15 protein-coding genes are annotated in these 15,002 nt (G+C 70.8%); 9 read left to right on the top strand and 6 right to left on the bottom strand.

Going from position 1 to position 15,002, the window contains the following annotated elements; all coding sequences use genetic code 11:
- Window positions 1-70 precede the first annotated feature (70 nt).
- Window positions 71-424 (top strand): DUF2794 domain-containing protein, encoded by a 354-nt coding sequence (locus VGT80_RS13255; protein ID WP_327456545.1) that lies wholly within the window; start codon window positions 71-73, stop codon window positions 422-424.
- Between the two features lie 237 nt (window positions 425-661).
- Here the strand turns inward: VGT80_RS13255 and VGT80_RS13260 are convergent, their stop codons facing one another.
- Window positions 662-1,408 carry a Bax inhibitor-1/YccA family protein gene (locus VGT80_RS13260; RefSeq protein ID WP_327456547.1) on the bottom strand — a complete coding sequence of 249 codons (747 nt, stop codon included), beginning with the start codon at window positions 1,406-1,408 and terminating at the stop codon, window positions 662-664.
- A gap of 139 nt (window positions 1,409-1,547) precedes the next feature.
- On the opposite strand from VGT80_RS13260, the gene thpR reads away from it, so the two are divergent.
- A complete protein-coding gene (gene thpR / locus VGT80_RS13265; RefSeq protein ID WP_327456548.1) occupies window positions 1,548-2,081 on the top strand; it encodes an RNA 2',3'-cyclic phosphodiesterase in 534 nt (177 codons plus the stop codon).
- 1 nt (window position 2,082) lies between these two features.
- Here the strand turns inward: thpR and VGT80_RS13270 are convergent, their stop codons facing one another.
- A complete protein-coding gene (locus tag VGT80_RS13270; RefSeq protein ID WP_327456550.1) occupies window positions 2,083-2,466 on the bottom strand; it encodes a DUF2237 domain-containing protein in 384 nt (127 codons plus the stop codon).
- Between the two features lie 53 nt (window positions 2,467-2,519).
- Here VGT80_RS13270 and VGT80_RS13275 point away from each other — a divergent pair, with 53 nt between their 5' ends.
- Together VGT80_RS13275 and VGT80_RS13280 are read left to right on the top strand one after the other, a co-directional pair.
- Window positions 2,520-3,383, top strand: a complete 864-nt coding sequence (locus tag VGT80_RS13275) for a CoA ester lyase (RefSeq protein ID WP_327456552.1) — start codon at window positions 2,520-2,522, stop codon at window positions 3,381-3,383.
- Complete coding sequence (locus VGT80_RS13280) at window positions 3,383-3,922, top strand: hypothetical protein (protein WP_327456554.1); 540 nt, start codon at window positions 3,383-3,385, stop codon at window positions 3,920-3,922. Before VGT80_RS13275 ends, VGT80_RS13280 begins: the two co-directional genes overlap by 1 nt.
- On the opposite strand, the gene VGT80_RS13285 is transcribed toward VGT80_RS13280, so the two are convergent.
- Window positions 3,919-4,338 carry an HIT family protein gene (locus tag VGT80_RS13285; protein ID WP_327456556.1) on the bottom strand — a complete coding sequence of 140 codons (420 nt, stop codon included), beginning with the start codon at window positions 4,336-4,338 and terminating at the stop codon, window positions 3,919-3,921. The genes VGT80_RS13280 and VGT80_RS13285 overlap by 4 nt on opposite strands.
- A 141-nt stretch (window positions 4,339-4,479) precedes the next feature.
- On the opposite strand from VGT80_RS13285, the gene VGT80_RS13290 reads away from it, so the two are divergent.
- Window positions 4,480-5,466: a malate dehydrogenase gene (locus tag VGT80_RS13290; protein ID WP_327456558.1), complete on the top strand. Its 987-nt coding sequence runs from the start codon at window positions 4,480-4,482 to the stop codon at window positions 5,464-5,466.
- On the opposite strand, the gene VGT80_RS13295 is transcribed toward VGT80_RS13290, so the two are convergent.
- Together VGT80_RS13295 and VGT80_RS13300 are read right to left on the bottom strand one after the other, a co-directional pair.
- Complete coding sequence (locus VGT80_RS13295) at window positions 5,463-6,101, bottom strand: lysozyme inhibitor LprI family protein (protein WP_327456560.1); 639 nt, start codon at window positions 6,099-6,101, stop codon at window positions 5,463-5,465. The genes VGT80_RS13290 and VGT80_RS13295 overlap by 4 nt on opposite strands.
- 172 nt (window positions 6,102-6,273) lie before the next feature.
- Complete coding sequence (locus VGT80_RS13300; protein ID WP_327456562.1) at window positions 6,274-7,494, bottom strand: hypothetical protein; 1,221 nt, start codon at window positions 7,492-7,494, stop codon at window positions 6,274-6,276.
- 121 nt (window positions 7,495-7,615) lie between these two features.
- Here VGT80_RS13300 and VGT80_RS13305 point away from each other — a divergent pair, with 121 nt between their 5' ends.
- Window positions 7,616-8,161, top strand: a complete 546-nt coding sequence (locus tag VGT80_RS13305; protein WP_327456563.1) for a GNAT family N-acetyltransferase — start codon at window positions 7,616-7,618, stop codon at window positions 8,159-8,161.
- Here VGT80_RS13305 and VGT80_RS18620 read toward each other — a convergent pair.
- On the bottom strand, window positions 8,158-8,964 hold the full coding sequence (locus VGT80_RS18620; protein WP_414693911.1) for a LytTR family DNA-binding domain-containing protein: 807 nt from the start codon (window positions 8,962-8,964) through the stop codon (window positions 8,158-8,160). The genes VGT80_RS13305 and VGT80_RS18620 overlap by 4 nt on opposite strands.
- A gap of 259 nt (window positions 8,965-9,223) precedes the next feature.
- Between VGT80_RS18620 and VGT80_RS13315 the strand changes: the two genes are divergently transcribed.
- The 3 genes from VGT80_RS13315 (at window position 9,224) to sucD (ending at window position 14,849) form a co-directional block, all read left to right on the top strand.
- Window positions 9,224-12,667, top strand: a complete 3,444-nt coding sequence (locus VGT80_RS13315; RefSeq protein ID WP_327456565.1) for a glycosyltransferase — start codon at window positions 9,224-9,226, stop codon at window positions 12,665-12,667.
- A 99-nt stretch (window positions 12,668-12,766) separates the two neighbouring features.
- Window positions 12,767-13,966, top strand: a complete 1,200-nt coding sequence (gene sucC, locus VGT80_RS13320) for an ADP-forming succinate--CoA ligase subunit beta (protein WP_327456567.1) — start codon at window positions 12,767-12,769, stop codon at window positions 13,964-13,966.
- A 4-nt stretch (window positions 13,967-13,970) separates the two neighbouring features.
- Window positions 13,971-14,849 (top strand): succinate--CoA ligase subunit alpha, encoded by an 879-nt coding sequence (gene sucD, locus VGT80_RS13325; protein ID WP_327456568.1) that lies wholly within the window; start codon window positions 13,971-13,973, stop codon window positions 14,847-14,849.
- Window positions 14,850-15,002 lie beyond the last annotated feature (153 nt).

The raw sequence follows: 15,002 nt of genomic DNA on the forward strand, positions 1-15,002 counted from the left end.
GCCTGCGGCGTCGGAGCCGGCTCACGGCCTCTTCCGCGAACCCCGGATTCGAGTCTAGGCTCACCCTCAGATGGCTTTCGATCCGCCTCAGCAGTCCGCGCCGCGCCCCGGCTCACCGGGCGCGGCGCAGGTATTCTTCGAGCGACGCGAGCTCGACCGGCTGCTGAACCTCTACGGCCGCATGGTCGCCGCCGGCGAATGGCGCGACTACGGCATCGACGGCCTACGGGAGGCCGCGGTGTTCTCGGTCTTCAAGCGCCATTCCGAAGCGCCGCTCTATCGCATCGAGAAACGCCCCAGCCTGGCCCGCAAGCAGGGCGCCTGGGCGGTGATCGGCCAGGGCGGCCTGATCCTGCGCCGCGGCCACGAGCTGGAGCAGGTGCTTCGCTTCTTCGACCGCGGCCGATTCCGCGTGGTGGAGTAGCTCTTCCTTTCCCGCGAAGCGGGAGAGGGGGACCGTCGGCCGAGCGCAGCGAAGAGCCGATGGTGGAGAGGGCGAGCCAAGCGCACTGCAGAACCCTCGCCCTTCCCACCACCCGCTCTTCCGCCTGCTCGCGCAGGCGTCGGCGTGCGGTCCCCCCTTCCCGTGAACGGGAAGGGCAAGAAAAAGCCCCGGCGGTGTCCCGCCGGGGCTCGTTCGTTTCAGGCGTTCGGCTGTGCGCTAGCGGCGGTTGCCGAAGATCGCCAGCAGGAACTGGAACAGGTTGATGAAGTCCAGGTAGAGGCTGAGCGCCCCATAGCTGGTCGCCACCGACATGCCGGCCTCATTCCCGCCGAGCTGGTAGTAGGTCATCTTCAGTTGCTGGGTGTTGTAGGCGGTGAGGCCCGCGAAGATCAGCACGCCCAGCACGCTGATGATCAGGCTGAACCCTGCCGGGTGCCAGAACATGCCCACGAGCGAGGCGATGATCAGCCCCCACAGGCCCATGATCAGGAAGCTGCCGAAGCCGGTCAGGTCGCGCTTGGTGGTGTAGCCCACCAGGCTGAGGCTCCCGAAGGCGGTGGCGGTGATCAGGAAGGTCGAGGCGATGGAGGCGCCGGTGTAGCGCAGGACCAGCACGCCGAAGGACGCGCCGATCAGGCTGACGACGGCCCAATAGGTGATGTTGGCGGTGCGCGGGGTCTGGTTCTTGATCGCGAAGCCGGAGAACAGCAGCACGACCAGCGGCGCAAAGGCCACGACCATGCCCAGGACGCTGTAGCCCACCCGGCCATTGGCCACGGTGAACATCATGTCCCGGACGGGTGCGAAGGATCCGGTCAGCCAGGCGAGGCCCGCTGACAGGAGGAGGCCCAGCGCCATTTTGTTGTAGACGCCGAGCATGAAGCTGCGGAGACCCGCATCAACCGACATGTCGGCGCGATCCGTCGGGATCGGGCGCGCATAGCCGCGGTTGAAGTCGCTCATTTGAGGCATAGCCCTCTGATTCGAACGTCCAAGTCGGACGCATACGAAATATCGGGTCCGCGTGAGGCGGAAGCAAGGCCCTATAGTTTGCAGGGTTGTTCGCCTTCCGGGGCGGGACCTACGAGACGAGATGGGACCGATGATCCGACTGTTCGCCGCCCTGGCGCTCCCGCCGGAGATCGCCGCCGGCCTGGTCCGCCGCCAGACCGGCGTGGACACCGCCCGCTGGCGTCCGCCCGAGGCGCTGCACGTGACGCTGAGGTTCTTCGGCGGCGTGCGCGAGGACGTGGCCCGCGACCTCGACAGCGAGCTCTCGATCGTGGGCGGCGGCGGGTTCGAGCTGCAGCTGGCCGGCGCCGGGGCGTTCGGCGAGGGGCGCGACATCCACGCGATCTGGGCGGGCGTGGTCGAGACGCCGGCGTTGGCGCGGCTGGCCAGGGCCTGCGAGACCGCCGCGCGGCGCGCGGGGCTGAAGGCCGAGAGCCGCCACTACCGGCCGCACGTGACGCTGGCCTACCTGCGCCACCCCGACCCGGCCGAGGTCGCCGCCTGGATCCAGGCCAACAACCTCCTGAAGTCCCCGCCGGTCTGGATCGACCGCTTCGGGCTCTATTCCAGCCACCCGACCAAGGAGGGCTCCGTCTACCGGCTGGAGGCGGAGTATTTGCTCTGACCTAAGCCGGGACCGCGTGGTCCTTGAGGATTCCGAGGGGGACGATGGCCAGGGTCTCCTCGTGGGTCGCCTCGAGCACCACCTGGGGCGCGGCGCCGGCGTCCAGCGCCTCCTTCCAGCGTGGCGCGCAGAGGCACCAGCGGTCGCCCGGCTGCAGGCCCTCGAAGCCGAGATCGAGGCGCGGGGTCGAGAGGTCGTTGCCGGCGGCCTTGGAGAAGGTCAGGAACTCGGCGGTCATCACCGCGCAGACCGTGTGCATGCCGACATCCTCGTGGCTCGTCTCGCAGCAGCCGTTGCGGAAGAAGCCGGTCAGGGGATCGAGCGAGCAGGGCTCCAGCACACCGCCGAGCACATTGCGGGCCGAGGGGTCGTAGCGTGTGGTCATGGGACCACTGTAGCGGCTAACCTGAGCGGCCTCCAATGCGCCACGGTAACCCGATGACCGCCCCTCGCCCGCGCCGAAGCGCCCTCTACATGCCGGCCGGCAACGCGCGGGCGATCGAGAAGGCGAAGACCCTGCCGGCCGACGCGGTGATCCTCGACCTGGAGGATTCCATGGCCCCCGACGCCAAGGTCGAGGCCCGGAGCCTGGCGGCCGCGGCGGTGCGGACCGGCGGGTTCGGCCCGCGCGAGGTGGTGGTGCGGATCAACGGGCGCGATACGCCTTGGGGCGACGCGGACCTGGAGGCCGCCGCCGCGGCCGGCCCCGACGCCATCCTGCTGCCCAAGGTCTCCTCGCCGGAGGACCTGGCGGCCTGCGCCGGCGCGGTGCGGGGCCGCACCCGGCTGTGGGCCATGATCGAAACCTGCCAGGCGATCTTCCGGTTGGACGCCCTGGGGGCGGCGAGCCGGGCGCATGGAGTGGACGTCTGGGTGATCGGCGGCAACGACCTGGTCAAGGAGATGCGCTGCACGCCGGGCCCGGATCGCGCACCGTTGCGCCCGGCGCTGGCGCTCGCCGTCATGGCCGCCCGCGCCCACGGCCTGGCGATCCTCGACGGCGTCTACAACGACATCCCGAACCTGGAGGGCCTGGCGGCCGAGTGCGCGCAGGGCCAGTCATTGGGGTTCGACGGCAAGAGCCTGATCCATCCGAGTCATCTGGAGACCGCCAACGCCGCTTTCGCGCCGGCCGCCGAGGAGGTCGCCTGGGCGCGGACCGTGGTCGCGGCCTACGCCGCCCCGGAGAACGCGCGGGCCGGCGTGATCAAGGTGGAGGGCCGGATGGTCGAGCGGCTGCATCTGGGCCAGGCGGAACGGCTGATCGCCGTCGCCGACGCCATCGCCGAGCGGGTGACGTGATGCGCGCCGCCCTGCTCGCCCTGGCGCTCATGTCCTGGACCGGCGCGGCCCTGGCCCAGCCGGCCCCGCAAGGGACCCCGCCGCCAACCCAGGAGCCGCCCCAGGGCGAGCCCGACGCCGCCGCCGAGCCGCCCGCTCCGGCCGCACCGGGCGCGCGGATCAATCCCAACGCCTCGACGGAGGCCTATGACAGCCGCGTGCGGCAGTCCTTCGCCGCGGCGGAGTCCTTCCAGGGCCGGCTCGACGGCGGCTGGACCGCGAGCGCCCGCGGCCGCGACCTGCTGCAGCTGCAGTTGGTCGACAAGGGCAAGGGCCAGGTGGAAGGCGCCTGGCGCGACCTGCTCGGCGGCCTGAGCGCCAGCGCCTCCGGATTGATCGATCCGGTCGCCGCCTCCGGCGACTCGCTGGACCTGAGCTTCCGGCGCGCCGACGGCCTGGTCTTCCGCCTCACCGTGCACGCCGGACCGGACGGGCGCTGGAGCGGCAAGCTGTGGCGGGGTGACGAGCTGTTCGACGTGGCGCTCCGGCGCAGCCGCTAGAGGCCGAGCGAGAGCTTCGCCGCGGCGATGGCCGTAGCGAGTTCGTCCAAGGCGTAGGCGGCGGCCGAGCCAAACCCCCAGACCGGACCGGGCCAGGCGGGATCGTCGCGGCGACGGCCGACGACGTGGACGTGCAACTGCGGAGTCAGGTTGCCGAGCTGGCCGACGTTGAGCTTCTCCACCGGGCGCTGCAGCGCCAGGCCGACGGCGCGCGCCGCGTGGCCGGCGGCCAGCACCTCGTCCATCAAGAGGCGCCGCTGGTCGGGCGACAGGTCCTCCAGCTCCCGGGCGGCCGCGACGCGCGGGATCAGCACGATCCAGGGATAGCGGGCGTCGGCCTGCAGCCGGGCGTGGCAGAGCGCCAGATCCCCGAGCGGCTCGGAGGTCGCGACGAAGGCGGGGTCGATCGCGGTCATGCCCCGCTTCACCACGAACCGGGGTCGCCGCCAAGCTGGGCGCGGGCATCGTGAGCTTTGCGGCATTGCGGCGTGCGGGCCGCTGGGCTACGCACCCGCCACCTCCCATAGACCTCTCAGACCTCTCGAAGGAGCAGCATCATGGCCACCAAGCAGCCGATCCGCGTGGCGGTGACCGGCGCGGCCGGCAATATCGGCTACGCCCTGTTGTTCCGCATCGCCTCGGGCGAGATGTTCGGCAAGGACCAGCCGCTGATCCTGCAGCTCCTGGAGATTCCGGTGGAAGGCCCGCAGAAGGCGCTGAAGGGCGTCGCCATGGAGCTGGAGGACTGCGCCTTCCCGCTGCTCACCGACATGGTGCTGACCGGCGAGGCCGACGTCGCCTTCAAGGACGCGAACTGGTGTCTGCTGGTCGGCTCCAAGCCGCGCGGCCCGGGCATGGAGCGCGCCGACCTGCTGAAGGACAACGGCAAGATCTTCATCGCCCAGGGAAAGTCGATCGACGCGGTGGCCGCCGATGACGCCCGCATCGCGGTGGTCGGCAACCCCTGCAACACCAACGTCATGATCGCCGCCAACCAGGCCAAGCGCCTGCCGAAGGACCGCTTCACCGCCATGGTGCGGCTGGACGAGAACCGCGGCCGCTCGCTCCTGGCCCGCAAGGCCGGCGTCGCCATCGACGAGGTCTCGGACCTGTTCATCTACGGCAACCATTCGCCGACCATGTTCGCCGACTTCACCCACGCCAAGATCGGCGGCAAGGCGGCGGCCGATGTGATCAACGACCGGGCGTGGCTGGAGACCGAATACCTGCCGACGGTCGGCAAGCGCGGCGCGGCGATCATCGAGGCGCGCGGCCAGTCATCTGCGGCCTCGGCCGCCAACGCCCTGACCGACCACGTCCGCGACCTGACCACGCCTGGCAAGGTGCATTCGGTCGCGGTGAATTCCGAAGGCCGCTACGGCTTCGCCGAGGGCGTCTGGGCCGGCATGCCGGTGCGCTCGACGGCCACCGGCTATGAGGTCATCGACAGCTACCAGATGGACGACTTCGCCAAGTCGAAGATCAAGATCACCAACGACGAGCTGGTCTCCGAGCGCGAGACGGTGAAGGAGCTGCTGGCCTAGTTCCCCGGTCCGTCGCCCTCGTCGCGGCCGTCGGCCATGGCGTTCAGCTCATCGATGCGCTGCTGATAGATCTGCGCCACCGCGCGGCGGGAGTGGCGCGCCGCGTCTTCGCGAATGGAAAGCCAGTCGCGCTGGTCGGCGCGCACCTGCCCAGGCGGGACGGCGCCCGACTGCAGGACCCGCCGGTAGGCGCGAGACATCTCGCGATCCGCCGCCGCCAGGTCCGGATCCTGGCAAACCATGGCCTCCGCCGGGCTGCGGGCGCCCGAACAATCCAAGCCGGCGCGGGTCGGCGCCTGCTGGATCGCGGGCGGCGGGGCCGGCTGGCCATAGCTGGTCTGGGACGACGGGCCCGTGACCTGCGGCAGCGGCGGCGGGGGCGCGGGGATGTAGGCGGGCGGCGCGGCGCTATTGGCGCGGGCGGCCGCCGCCTGGTCGGGCGACAGAACCTCCAGCTTGCCGGCCGAGCCGAGGGCTTCCGGCGCAGGCTTGCCGATCTCGATGGGCACCGGCGGCGCGGTGCGCTCGGCGGCGGCGGTGGGATCCTTGCCCAGGTCCGGCCGCGCCCACAGGCCGAAGGCCAGGCCCGCCGCGATGGCGACGCCGGCCCCGATCGCCAGGTTGCGACCCGTCATTCGCGGCAACCGCCGACGCGGCGGCGGCGGGCCGCCGGCAAACCCGTGGTAGGTCGTCTCCGGCCAAGGTTCGCCGGATCGGTCGGTGGGCATTGCGGATGTCTTTCCTGCGGTCCCTTGCAGGTCTAACCCCTTCGACGGCCTCGTCGTTGCAGACAGTGGCGCTCGCGGTCTATTCGCCCTTGGCGTTGCGGGTCAGGTCCTGCAGTTCCGCGATGCGGGCCTGATAGACCTCGCGAACCGCCCAGGGCGCCTCGCGGGCCGCCGCCGCACGCGCCGCGCGCCAGCGGGTCTGCTGCTGCTCCAGGGTGGAGCTGGGCACGCCGGCGGCTTCCGCTTCGGCATAGGCCCGCGTCAGGCGCCGCTGCGCCGCGCCCAGGGCGGGATCGCCACAGGCCAGGGCCTCGCCGGGATCGGGAGAGGCGCAGCGGGTGGTGACATTGGCCACCCGGATCGGGCCGGCGCCGCGCGCCATCAAGGGCGCTGCCGAGGGCTCGCCGCGCGGCGGGTGCGACCTGGGCGAGGCCTTGGCCAGCCGGATCTCACGGGCCGTCTCGTGGGCGGTCTTGTGGCGCCGGTCGGGCCGGGCGTCGGCGTGGACCTCGGGCTCGGGCCTGGCGTGATGCGGCGCGAGCTTGGCGAGCAGGGCGAGGATGCCGTGCCGCTGCCGGGCCTTGGCGTCGGCCACGGCCTTGGCTTCGGCGAGTTCGATCTGATGGGCCTTGGCCCGGTCGCGGCGGGCCTTCTGTTGGGCGAGCTTCTCGGTCTTGGCTTCGGCCCTGGCCTCGGCGCGGGCTTCGGCGCGCCGGTCGGCGGCCTCCTGGGCGCGTTCGGCCTTCGCTTCCGCCAGCTTGGCGGCGTGGGCCTGGGCGGCCTCCAGCTTGGCCTGCTGCAGCTTGGCCCGATCGATCTTGGGCGCGATCGGCTTCGGCGCCACGGCGATGACGGGCGCGGCGATGGGCGGCGCCTTGCGCGCAACCGCGGCCATGGGCCCGGGCGCCGGGGCGTCGACGCGCACCAGGCCGCTGGGCGGGCGGCTCGGGGCCAGGAGCTGGGGATCGGGCGCGACGGGCCGGACCCGGTCGGGCGCCTCGGCGCGCCTGGGGATCACGGCCGGGCGGGGCGGGGACTGGGAGAGCACGTCCATCGGCGTGCCGATCGGCGCGGGGGCGTCGTCGACCACGATGGGGATGCGGCGGCCGGTGGAGACAGGGGTGACGACCGCGGGGGCCGGCCTTGCCGCGCCGGGGCGCTCGAGGTCCGACGGGCGGGCCCACAGGCCGAGCGCCGCGCCGAACACGCAGGCGCCGGCCACGCCGGTGAACAGCGCGATGCGCCCGGTCGCGGCGCGCGGGCGAGAGGCGGCGGTGTCGTCGTGTTCGTCTCGGACCATGGGCAAACTCTCCCCAACGCAGGTCCCTCGGCGTCTCGAAGTCCTGGCCGGCCAGCCGTCCCCACGGCTAAGCTGGCGGAGCGTCGATCTCTCTCCCGCCCCAAGTTAAGCCAGAAAAGCCATGGCCGCGCCAGAACCTAAGCTAGAGACCGATCGTCTCATCCTGCGGCCGCCGGCCGCGGAGGACTTCGAGGCCTGGGCGGTGTTCGCCGCCGACGAGGACACCATGCGCCACCTGGGCGGCGTGCAGCCGCGCGCGGTCGCCTGGCGCGGCATCTGCAGCGTGACGGGGGCCTGGGCGATCCGCGGCCATTCGATGTTCTCGGTGATCGAGAAGGCCACCGGCCGCTGGGTGGGGCGGCTGGGCCCCTGGCAGCCCGAGGGCTGGCCGGGCACGGAGGTGGGCTGGGGCATCGTTCGCGACTGCTGGGGCAAGGGCTACGCCTCGGAGGGCGCCACGGCGGCCATCGACTACGTCTTCGACGTGCTCGGCTGGGACGAGGTGATCCACTGCATCGAGCCGGAGAACCTCAACTCGCAGAAGGTGGCGAAGCGGTTGGGGTCGGCCTACCTGCGCGAGGACTGGCTGCCGGCCCCCTACGACGACCATCCGGTGGGCATCTGGGGGCAGAGCCGGGCGCAGTGGCAGGCCAGGAAGCCCGCCTAGATCCAGTTCTTCTCGCGCAGCATGCGGGCGTAGGTGCGGCTGACCGGGACCTCCGCGCCGTCCTTCAGGGTCAGGGTCGCCCGGCCGTCGCCGCGCTCCGCCTGAGCGATCGCGTCGCGGGCCACCCACCAGGAGCGGTGCACCTGGGCGCCTTCGAGGCCCTCCAGCTCGGCGACCGCGTCGGAGAGGCGCATGAGGATCAGGTCCTGGCCCCGCGAGGTGTGCAAGCGCAGGTAGTGGTCCTCCGCCTCGACGGCCCAGACCTCGGCGCCGCGCAACTTCAGCGGCAGGCGGTCGAGGAACTTGGGCGGGGCGGCGACCGTCGAGAGCTGGCGGCGCCGCCAGCTCGCGAACATCGCCACCACCGAGGCGCCGACGCAGACCAGGACCACGTCCCACAGGATGTTCGGCAAGATCGCCGCGGGCGGAGGCCGACCGTCGGCCAGCATATGGCTCAGCCAGACCACCAGCGTCATGGGCGGCGCCATGATCAGGCCGGTGGCGAGACCCACCACGATGGGCCCGCGCGGCCAGAGGCCGAGGCGCCAAGCGATGCGGGCGCCCGCCAGACCCAGCAACGATCCCAGCCAGCTGTAGGCGAAATATAGCGTGGTCCTGACCACCGCCTCGCGCAGGGGGACGCTGAACGGGCCGAACAGGCTGAGGAAGGTGGCGACCGCGGCGCCCACCCCGAGCACCCGGAGCACCAGCGGCCAGGTGATCGGGTTCGGACGCGGCGCACCGGCCGCCTCGCCCGGCGAGGCGTGAGGTTCGGACGGGTTGTCCGCCAAGCTCTGCTGCACGCTCGCCTTCGCTCCGGCAGGTCGGCCGCCACGCAAGGGGTGCGTCGCGGTCTGAGCCCGGAGGAGAAGTGTCGCGCCCTGCCCTGTCAACCGCAGCTTCCCTGGCGTGGCGGCACGATGTCGCAAGGCGCGCCACGCTCTGCTGAGGCCACGCGATGGCGGCGGCGTCATCCCAGTGCGCCACGGTCGAGCCGCGCCTAGCTTTTGACGCCGTCGAGGCCCATATGCCCGCGCCGCAACTGGGGTTATTCCAGGCGTCATGGCCGAGCTGATTTTCCACGATCCGACGGGGCGCCGCCAGCGCCTGGTCCGTCTGTCCGGCGGCGCGATGCTGGCCATCGCCGCCCTGATGGTCGCGGCCTTCTTCGCGACGCTGGCCGTCGCCCCGCGCCTGCCCGGCCTGACGCTCAAGGACCCGCGCGTCCTGCAGGCCCTGCACCAGGAGAACACCAAGCACCTGAAGGGGCGGCGGGAGTGGACCAAGATCCCCCACCCCCGCAACGTCGCGACCGGCGGCCCGGCCCGCCCGCTGGCGGTGGGCTTCTATGTCTCGTGGGACGAGAACAGCCGCGAATCCCTGCGCGACCATGTCGACCAGCTGGACGTCGTGTCGCCGCAGTGGCTCGCGCTCGCCGGCTCCAAGGGCGAGCTGGAGATCACCTCCGACGCGCAGGCCCGCGCCATCATCGGCTCGGCCAAGAAGCCGCCGTCGATCCTGCCCGGCATCCACAACGCCAAGGACGGGGTGTTCAACGGCCCGGCGGCCGACGCCGTCGTGCTCGATCCGGTGGCGCGCAAGCGGCTGATCCAGAACCTCGTCGACCTGGCGCCGAAGCGCGGTTACGCCGGCTACGTCTTCGATCTCGAGAACCTTTCGCCGACCGCGGCCCAGGCCTATCCCTCGCTGGTGGCCGAGGCGCGCGCGGCGCTGAAGCCGCTGGGCCGCGAAGTCTGGGTCACCGCGCCGTTCGCCGACGAGAGCTGGCCCCTGAAGCAGCTCGCCGCCGCCGCCGACGCCGTGGTGCTGATGGCCTACGACCAGCATTGGGGCACCGGGGCCGCAGGCCCGGCGGCCGGCCAGCAATGGTTCGAGCACGAGCTGGAGGGCCGCATGGCCGAGCTCGATCCCGCCCGCACGGTGCTGGCGCTGGGCGCCTATGGCTACGACTGGACCCTGCCCAAGGGCGCCGACCCGGGCAAGGCGGAGGCGGTGACCTTCAACGAGGCCACCCAGATCGCCCACGATAGCGGCGCCCAGCCGATCATGGACGACACCGAGCTCAATCCGCACTTCGACTATGACGCGGACGGCCGACGCCACACGGTGTGGTTCCTCGACGCCTCGACCCTCTTCAATCAGATCAAGGTCGCCGATGGCTTCCGGCCCATGGGCTACGCCCTGTGGCGGATGGGCGGCGAGGACCAGTTGATCTGGAAGCTGCTGCGCCACGGCTTCGGCCAGGCGAGCCCCCAGGGCCTGGACGTCCTGCAGCCGGGCCAGGACGTCAACTTCGACGGCCAGGGCGAGGTGCTGCATGTGTCCGACGTGCCGCGGCCCGGTCACCGTGGGCTGGAGTTCGACCCGGACACCGGCCTGATCTCCGGCGAGACCTACGACGCCCTACCGACCTCCTACGTGATCCAGCGCTACGGCTTCCATCCCGGCCTCGTGGCGCTGACTTTCGACGATGGGCCCGACGGGCGCTGGACGCCGAAGATCCTCGACATCCTGAAGGAGAAGCACGCGCCGGCGACCTTCTTCGTCATCGGCAAGAACATGCAGCGCTTCCCCGACCTGGTGGCCCGCGAGGTCGCCGAGGGACATGACGTGGGCGGCCACTCCTGGACTCACCCGAACATCGCCGAAATCCCCGCCGCCCAGACGACGGTGGAGCTGACCGCGACCCAGCGGCTGTTCGAGACCATCACCGGGCGTTCGACGCGCCTGTTCCGGCCGCCGTTCTTCGGCGACGCCGAGCCGTCCACTCCGCGCGAGGTCGCGCCGATCCTGCAGGCCCAGGCCCAGGGCTACCTATCGGTGGGCCTGCGCATCGACCCGGACGACTGGAAGAAGCCGGAGCCGCAGCACATTATCGACACCACCCTCGCGCGCCTGCAGGACACGGTGCGTCCCGGCCAGGTGGTGCTGCTGCACGACTCCGGCGGCGATCGCAGCCGCACGGTGGCCGCCCTGCCCGCCCTGATCGACGCCATCCGCGCGCACGGCTACCGGCTGGTGACCGTCGCGGAACTGGCGGGCATGACGCCCGAGCAGGCCATGCCGCCGACCACGCGCTCGAACGTGGAGCTGATGCTCGACCGGCTGGGCTTCGGCTTCTTCCACGACGTGGAGATGATCCTCTCCACCCTGTTCATCGCGGCGATCGCGCTGGGTGTGCTGCGCCTGCTGTTCCTGGCGCCGCTCGCCGTCCTGCACCGAGCCTGGCTTTCGCGGCGCCGGCCGGAGGACCTGGACCCGGCGACGGGCCCCTGGGTCAGTGTGCTGATCCCCTGCTTCAACGAGGAGAAGGTGATCGTCGCCTCGGTGCGGCGGATCCTGGCCTCCCACTGGGACCGGCTGGAGGTGCTGGTGCTCGACGACGGCAGCAAGGACGGCACCTCGCAGGTGGTCCGCGAAGCCTTCGCCGGCGAGGCGCGCGTGCGACTGATGACCTTCGAGAACGGCGGCAAGGCGCGGGCGCTCAACCGCGGCATGGCCGAGGCCAAGGGCGAGGTGATCGTGGCGCTGGACGCCGACACCCTGTTCCCGCCCGACACCATTCCCAAGCTCGCCCGATGGTTCGTCGATCCGCGGGTCGGGGCGGTGGCCGGCAACGCTTTGGTGGGCAACCGCAACAACCTGATCACCCGCTGGCAGGCGCTGGAATATGTCACCGCCCAGAACCTGGAGCGCCGGGCCCTGGCCGCCTTGGGCGCGGTGACCGTGGTGCCGGGCGCCGTGGGCGCCTGGCGGACCTCGGCCCTGGAGGCGCTCGGCGGCTATCCGGCCGACACCCTCGCCGAAGACCAGGACCTGACGCTGGCCGCGCAACGGGCCGGCTGGCGGGTAGAGTTCGATCCCGATGCGCGCGCCTACACCGAGGCGCCGGAGACGGTGGCGGGGCTCCTCAAGCAGCGCTTCCGCTGGTCGTTCGGCACCCTGCAGTGCATCTGGAAGCACCGCGCCGGCCTGTTCGACCTGAAGCATCCGGTGCTGGGCTTCGTCGCCCTGCCGCAGATCTGGATGTTCCAGATCCTGCTCACCGCCATCGCGCCCCTGGTCGACCTGGCGATCATTTGGAGCCTGATCTCCTCGGCCTACAGCTGGGCCTGGCATCCGCAGGAGTGGTCGCCCGACGACCTGATCCGGCCGCTCGCCTACTGGGCGGCGTTCATCTTCCTCGACCTGTCGGCCGGCGCGCTGGGGATGGCCCTGGAGCGCCGCGCGCCCTGGGGCGACATCCTGTGGATGCCGGTCCAGCGGTTCGGCTACCGCCAGCTGATGTATTCGGTGGTGGTGCGCTCGCTGGACGCGGCGCTGAACGGCGCGCGGGTCGGCTGGGGCAAGCTGGAACGGCGCGCCACCGCGGCCCTGGAGAGCGATCCGAAGATGGGATTGCGCACGCGCGGCCCACGCCCGGGACGCCTCGCCGTTTTGCTGGCCGCGGCGCGCTCGAAACTCCCGGCGTTTTTACGCCCCTGACGCGGTTGTCATCGCCGGACGCGGCGCCTATAACCCCGGCCACTCGGCTCAGGGGCGACTCTGGGGCCGAAGCGATTTGGCAAGCGCCTCAAAGGCCTCATGAACATCCACGAACACCAAGCCAAAGCCGTCCTCTCCGAGTTCGGCGTGGCGGTCCCGCGCGGCTATCCCGCCTTCTCCGCCGATGAAGCCGCCGAGGCGGCGACCAAGCTGGGCGGCCCCGTCTTCGTCGTGAAGTCGCAGATCCACGCCGGCGGCCGCGGCAAGGGGCGATTTGAGGGCCTTGGGCCGGAGGCCAAGGGCGGTGTCCGGGTGGTGAAGAGCGTCGAGGAGGTCCGCGTCAACGCGAGTGAGATGCTCGGCCGGGTGCTGGTGACCCACCAGACCGGGCCCAAGGGCAAGCAGGTGAACCGCCTCTACATCGAGGAAGGCGCCCAGATCGCCAAGGAGTTCTACCTCTCCCTGCTGGTCGACCGCGAGACCAGCCGCGTGGCGGTGGTGGCCTCCACCGAAGGCGGCATGGACATCGAGGAGGTGGCCCATTCGACGCCGGAGCGCATCCACACCTTCTTCATCGATCCGGCGACCGGGGTGTGGCCGCACCACGGGCTGATGCTGGCCGACGCCCTGGGCCTCAAGGGCGACCTCGCCAAGCAGGCGCGCACCCTGCTGGGCCAGCTCTATGCGGCCTTCGTGGCCAAGGACATGGCGCTCCTGGAGATCAACCCGCTGATCGTCACCGCCGATGACCAGCTCCGCGTGCTCGACGCCAAGGTGTCGTTCGACGACAACGCCCTGTTCCGCCACCCAGAGATCGCCGCCCTGCGCGACGAGAGCGAGGAAGACCCCAAGGAGATCGAGGCCTCCAAGTACGACCTCTCCTACATCGCCCTCGACGGCAATATCGGCTGCATGGTCAATGGCGCGGGCCTGGCCATGGCGACCATGGACATCATCAAGCTCTATGGCGCCGAGCCCGCCAACTTCCTCGACGTGGGCGGCGGAGCGACCCGCGAGAAGGTCACGGCGGCCTTCAAGATCATCATGGCCGACCCCAATGTGAAGGGCATACTGGTCAACATCTTCGGCGGCATCGCCCGCTGCGATCTGCTGGCCGAGGGCATCGTGGCCGCGGTCAAGGAGGTCGGGCTGGCCATGCCGCTGGTGGTGCGCCTCGAAGGCACCAACGCCGAGCTCGGCAAGCAGATCATCCGCGACAGCGGCTTGAACGTCATCCCGGCCAACGACCTGGCCGACGGCGCCGAAAAGATCGTCAAGGCCGTGCGGGAGGCCGCTTAACTCGATGTCGATCCTGATCAACAAATCCACCCGCGTCATCTGCCAGGGGATCACCGGGGCGCAGGGGACCTTCCATACCGAGCAGGCCATCGCCTACGGGACCAAGATGGTCGGCGGGGTGACCCCGGGCAAAGGCGGGACCAAGCACCTGGACCTGCCGGTGTTCGACACGGTCGGCCAGGCGGCGCGCGAGACCGGCGCGGAGGCCAGCGTGATCTATGTGCCGCCGCCGTTCGCGGCCGACTCGATCCTGGAAGCCATCGACGCCGAGATCGGCCTGATCGTCTGCATCACCGAAGGCATCCCGGTGGCCGACATGATTAAGGTGAAGCGCTCGCTCTCAGGCTCGAAATCCAGGCTGATCGGGCCCAACTGCCCCGGCGTCCTGACCCCGGATGAGTGCAAAATAGGCATTATGCCGGGAAACATCTTCAAGCGGGGGTCGGTGGGCGTTGTCTCGCGCTCCGGCACCCTTACCTATGAGGCTGTGTTCCAGACCACCCAGGTGGGCCTCGGCCAGACCACGGCCGTGGGCATCGGCGGCGACCCCGTGAAGGGCACCGAGTTCATCGACGTGCTCGACATGTTCCTCAAGGACCCCGAGACCGAGTCGATCATCATGATCGGCGAGATCGGCGGCTCCGCCGAGGAGGACGCGGCCGAGTTCATTAAGAATTCACCAAACAAGAAGCCAATGGTCGGCTTCATCGCGGGACGCACCGCGCCGCCTGGCCGGCGCATGGGTCACGCGGGCGCGATCATCTCCGGCGGCAAGGGCGGGGCTGAGGACAAGATCGCTGCGATGGAGGCCGCGGGCATCCGCGTCTCTCCCTCTCCGGCGGCCCTCGGGACCACCCTGGTCGAGGTGCTGAAAGGCGCCTAGGGCCTGCCGGTTCGAAGAACCGGAAGGCCCGTGGATTGAATAGTTAGGCCGATCCCGGGCGCCAAACCGGTACCCACTTTGGCTGGGATCGGCCTGAGGACAGGATTTTAGTTTAGGGCGGTCCGCGCTCGGCTCCTTCTTCTCGAGAAGCTC

It is taken from the genome of Phenylobacterium sp., from assembly GCF_035944335.1.
GTDB lineage: Bacteria > Pseudomonadota > Alphaproteobacteria > Caulobacterales > Caulobacteraceae > Phenylobacterium.

Excerpts from the sequence above, each read along its gene's own strand:
- VGT80_RS13295 (WP_327456560.1), bottom strand. The coding sequence starts at position 6,101 with ATGACGGGTCGCAACCTGGCGATCGGGGCCGGCGTCGCCATCGCGGCG.
- VGT80_RS13280 (WP_327456554.1), top strand. The coding sequence starts at position 3,383 with ATGCGCGCCGCCCTGCTCGCCCTGGCGCTCATGTCCTGGACCGGCGCG.
- sucC (WP_327456567.1), top strand. The coding sequence starts at position 12,767 with ATGAACATCCACGAACACCAAGCCAAAGCCGTCCTCTCCGAGTTCGGC.
- thpR (WP_327456548.1), top strand. The coding sequence starts at position 1,548 with ATGATCCGACTGTTCGCCGCCCTGGCGCTCCCGCCGGAGATCGCCGCC.
- VGT80_RS13290 (WP_327456558.1), top strand. The coding sequence starts at position 4,480 with ATGGCCACCAAGCAGCCGATCCGCGTGGCGGTGACCGGCGCGGCCGGC.
- VGT80_RS13305 (WP_327456563.1), top strand. The coding sequence starts at position 7,616 with ATGGCCGCGCCAGAACCTAAGCTAGAGACCGATCGTCTCATCCTGCGG.
- VGT80_RS13255 (WP_327456545.1), top strand. The coding sequence starts at position 71 with ATGGCTTTCGATCCGCCTCAGCAGTCCGCGCCGCGCCCCGGCTCACCG.
- VGT80_RS13300 (WP_327456562.1), bottom strand. The coding sequence starts at position 7,494 with ATGGTCCGAGACGAACACGACGACACCGCCGCCTCTCGCCCGCGCGCC.
- sucD (WP_327456568.1), top strand. The coding sequence starts at position 13,971 with ATGTCGATCCTGATCAACAAATCCACCCGCGTCATCTGCCAGGGGATC.
- VGT80_RS13275 (WP_327456552.1), top strand. The coding sequence starts at position 2,520 with ATGACCGCCCCTCGCCCGCGCCGAAGCGCCCTCTACATGCCGGCCGGC.
- VGT80_RS13270 (WP_327456550.1), bottom strand. The coding sequence starts at position 2,466 with ATGACCACACGCTACGACCCCTCGGCCCGCAATGTGCTCGGCGGTGTG.
- VGT80_RS13260 (WP_327456547.1), bottom strand. The coding sequence starts at position 1,408 with ATGAGCGACTTCAACCGCGGCTATGCGCGCCCGATCCCGACGGATCGC.
- VGT80_RS13315 (WP_327456565.1), top strand. The coding sequence starts at position 9,224 with ATGGCCGAGCTGATTTTCCACGATCCGACGGGGCGCCGCCAGCGCCTG.
- VGT80_RS13285 (WP_327456556.1), bottom strand. The coding sequence starts at position 4,338 with ATGACCGCGATCGACCCCGCCTTCGTCGCGACCTCCGAGCCGCTCGGG.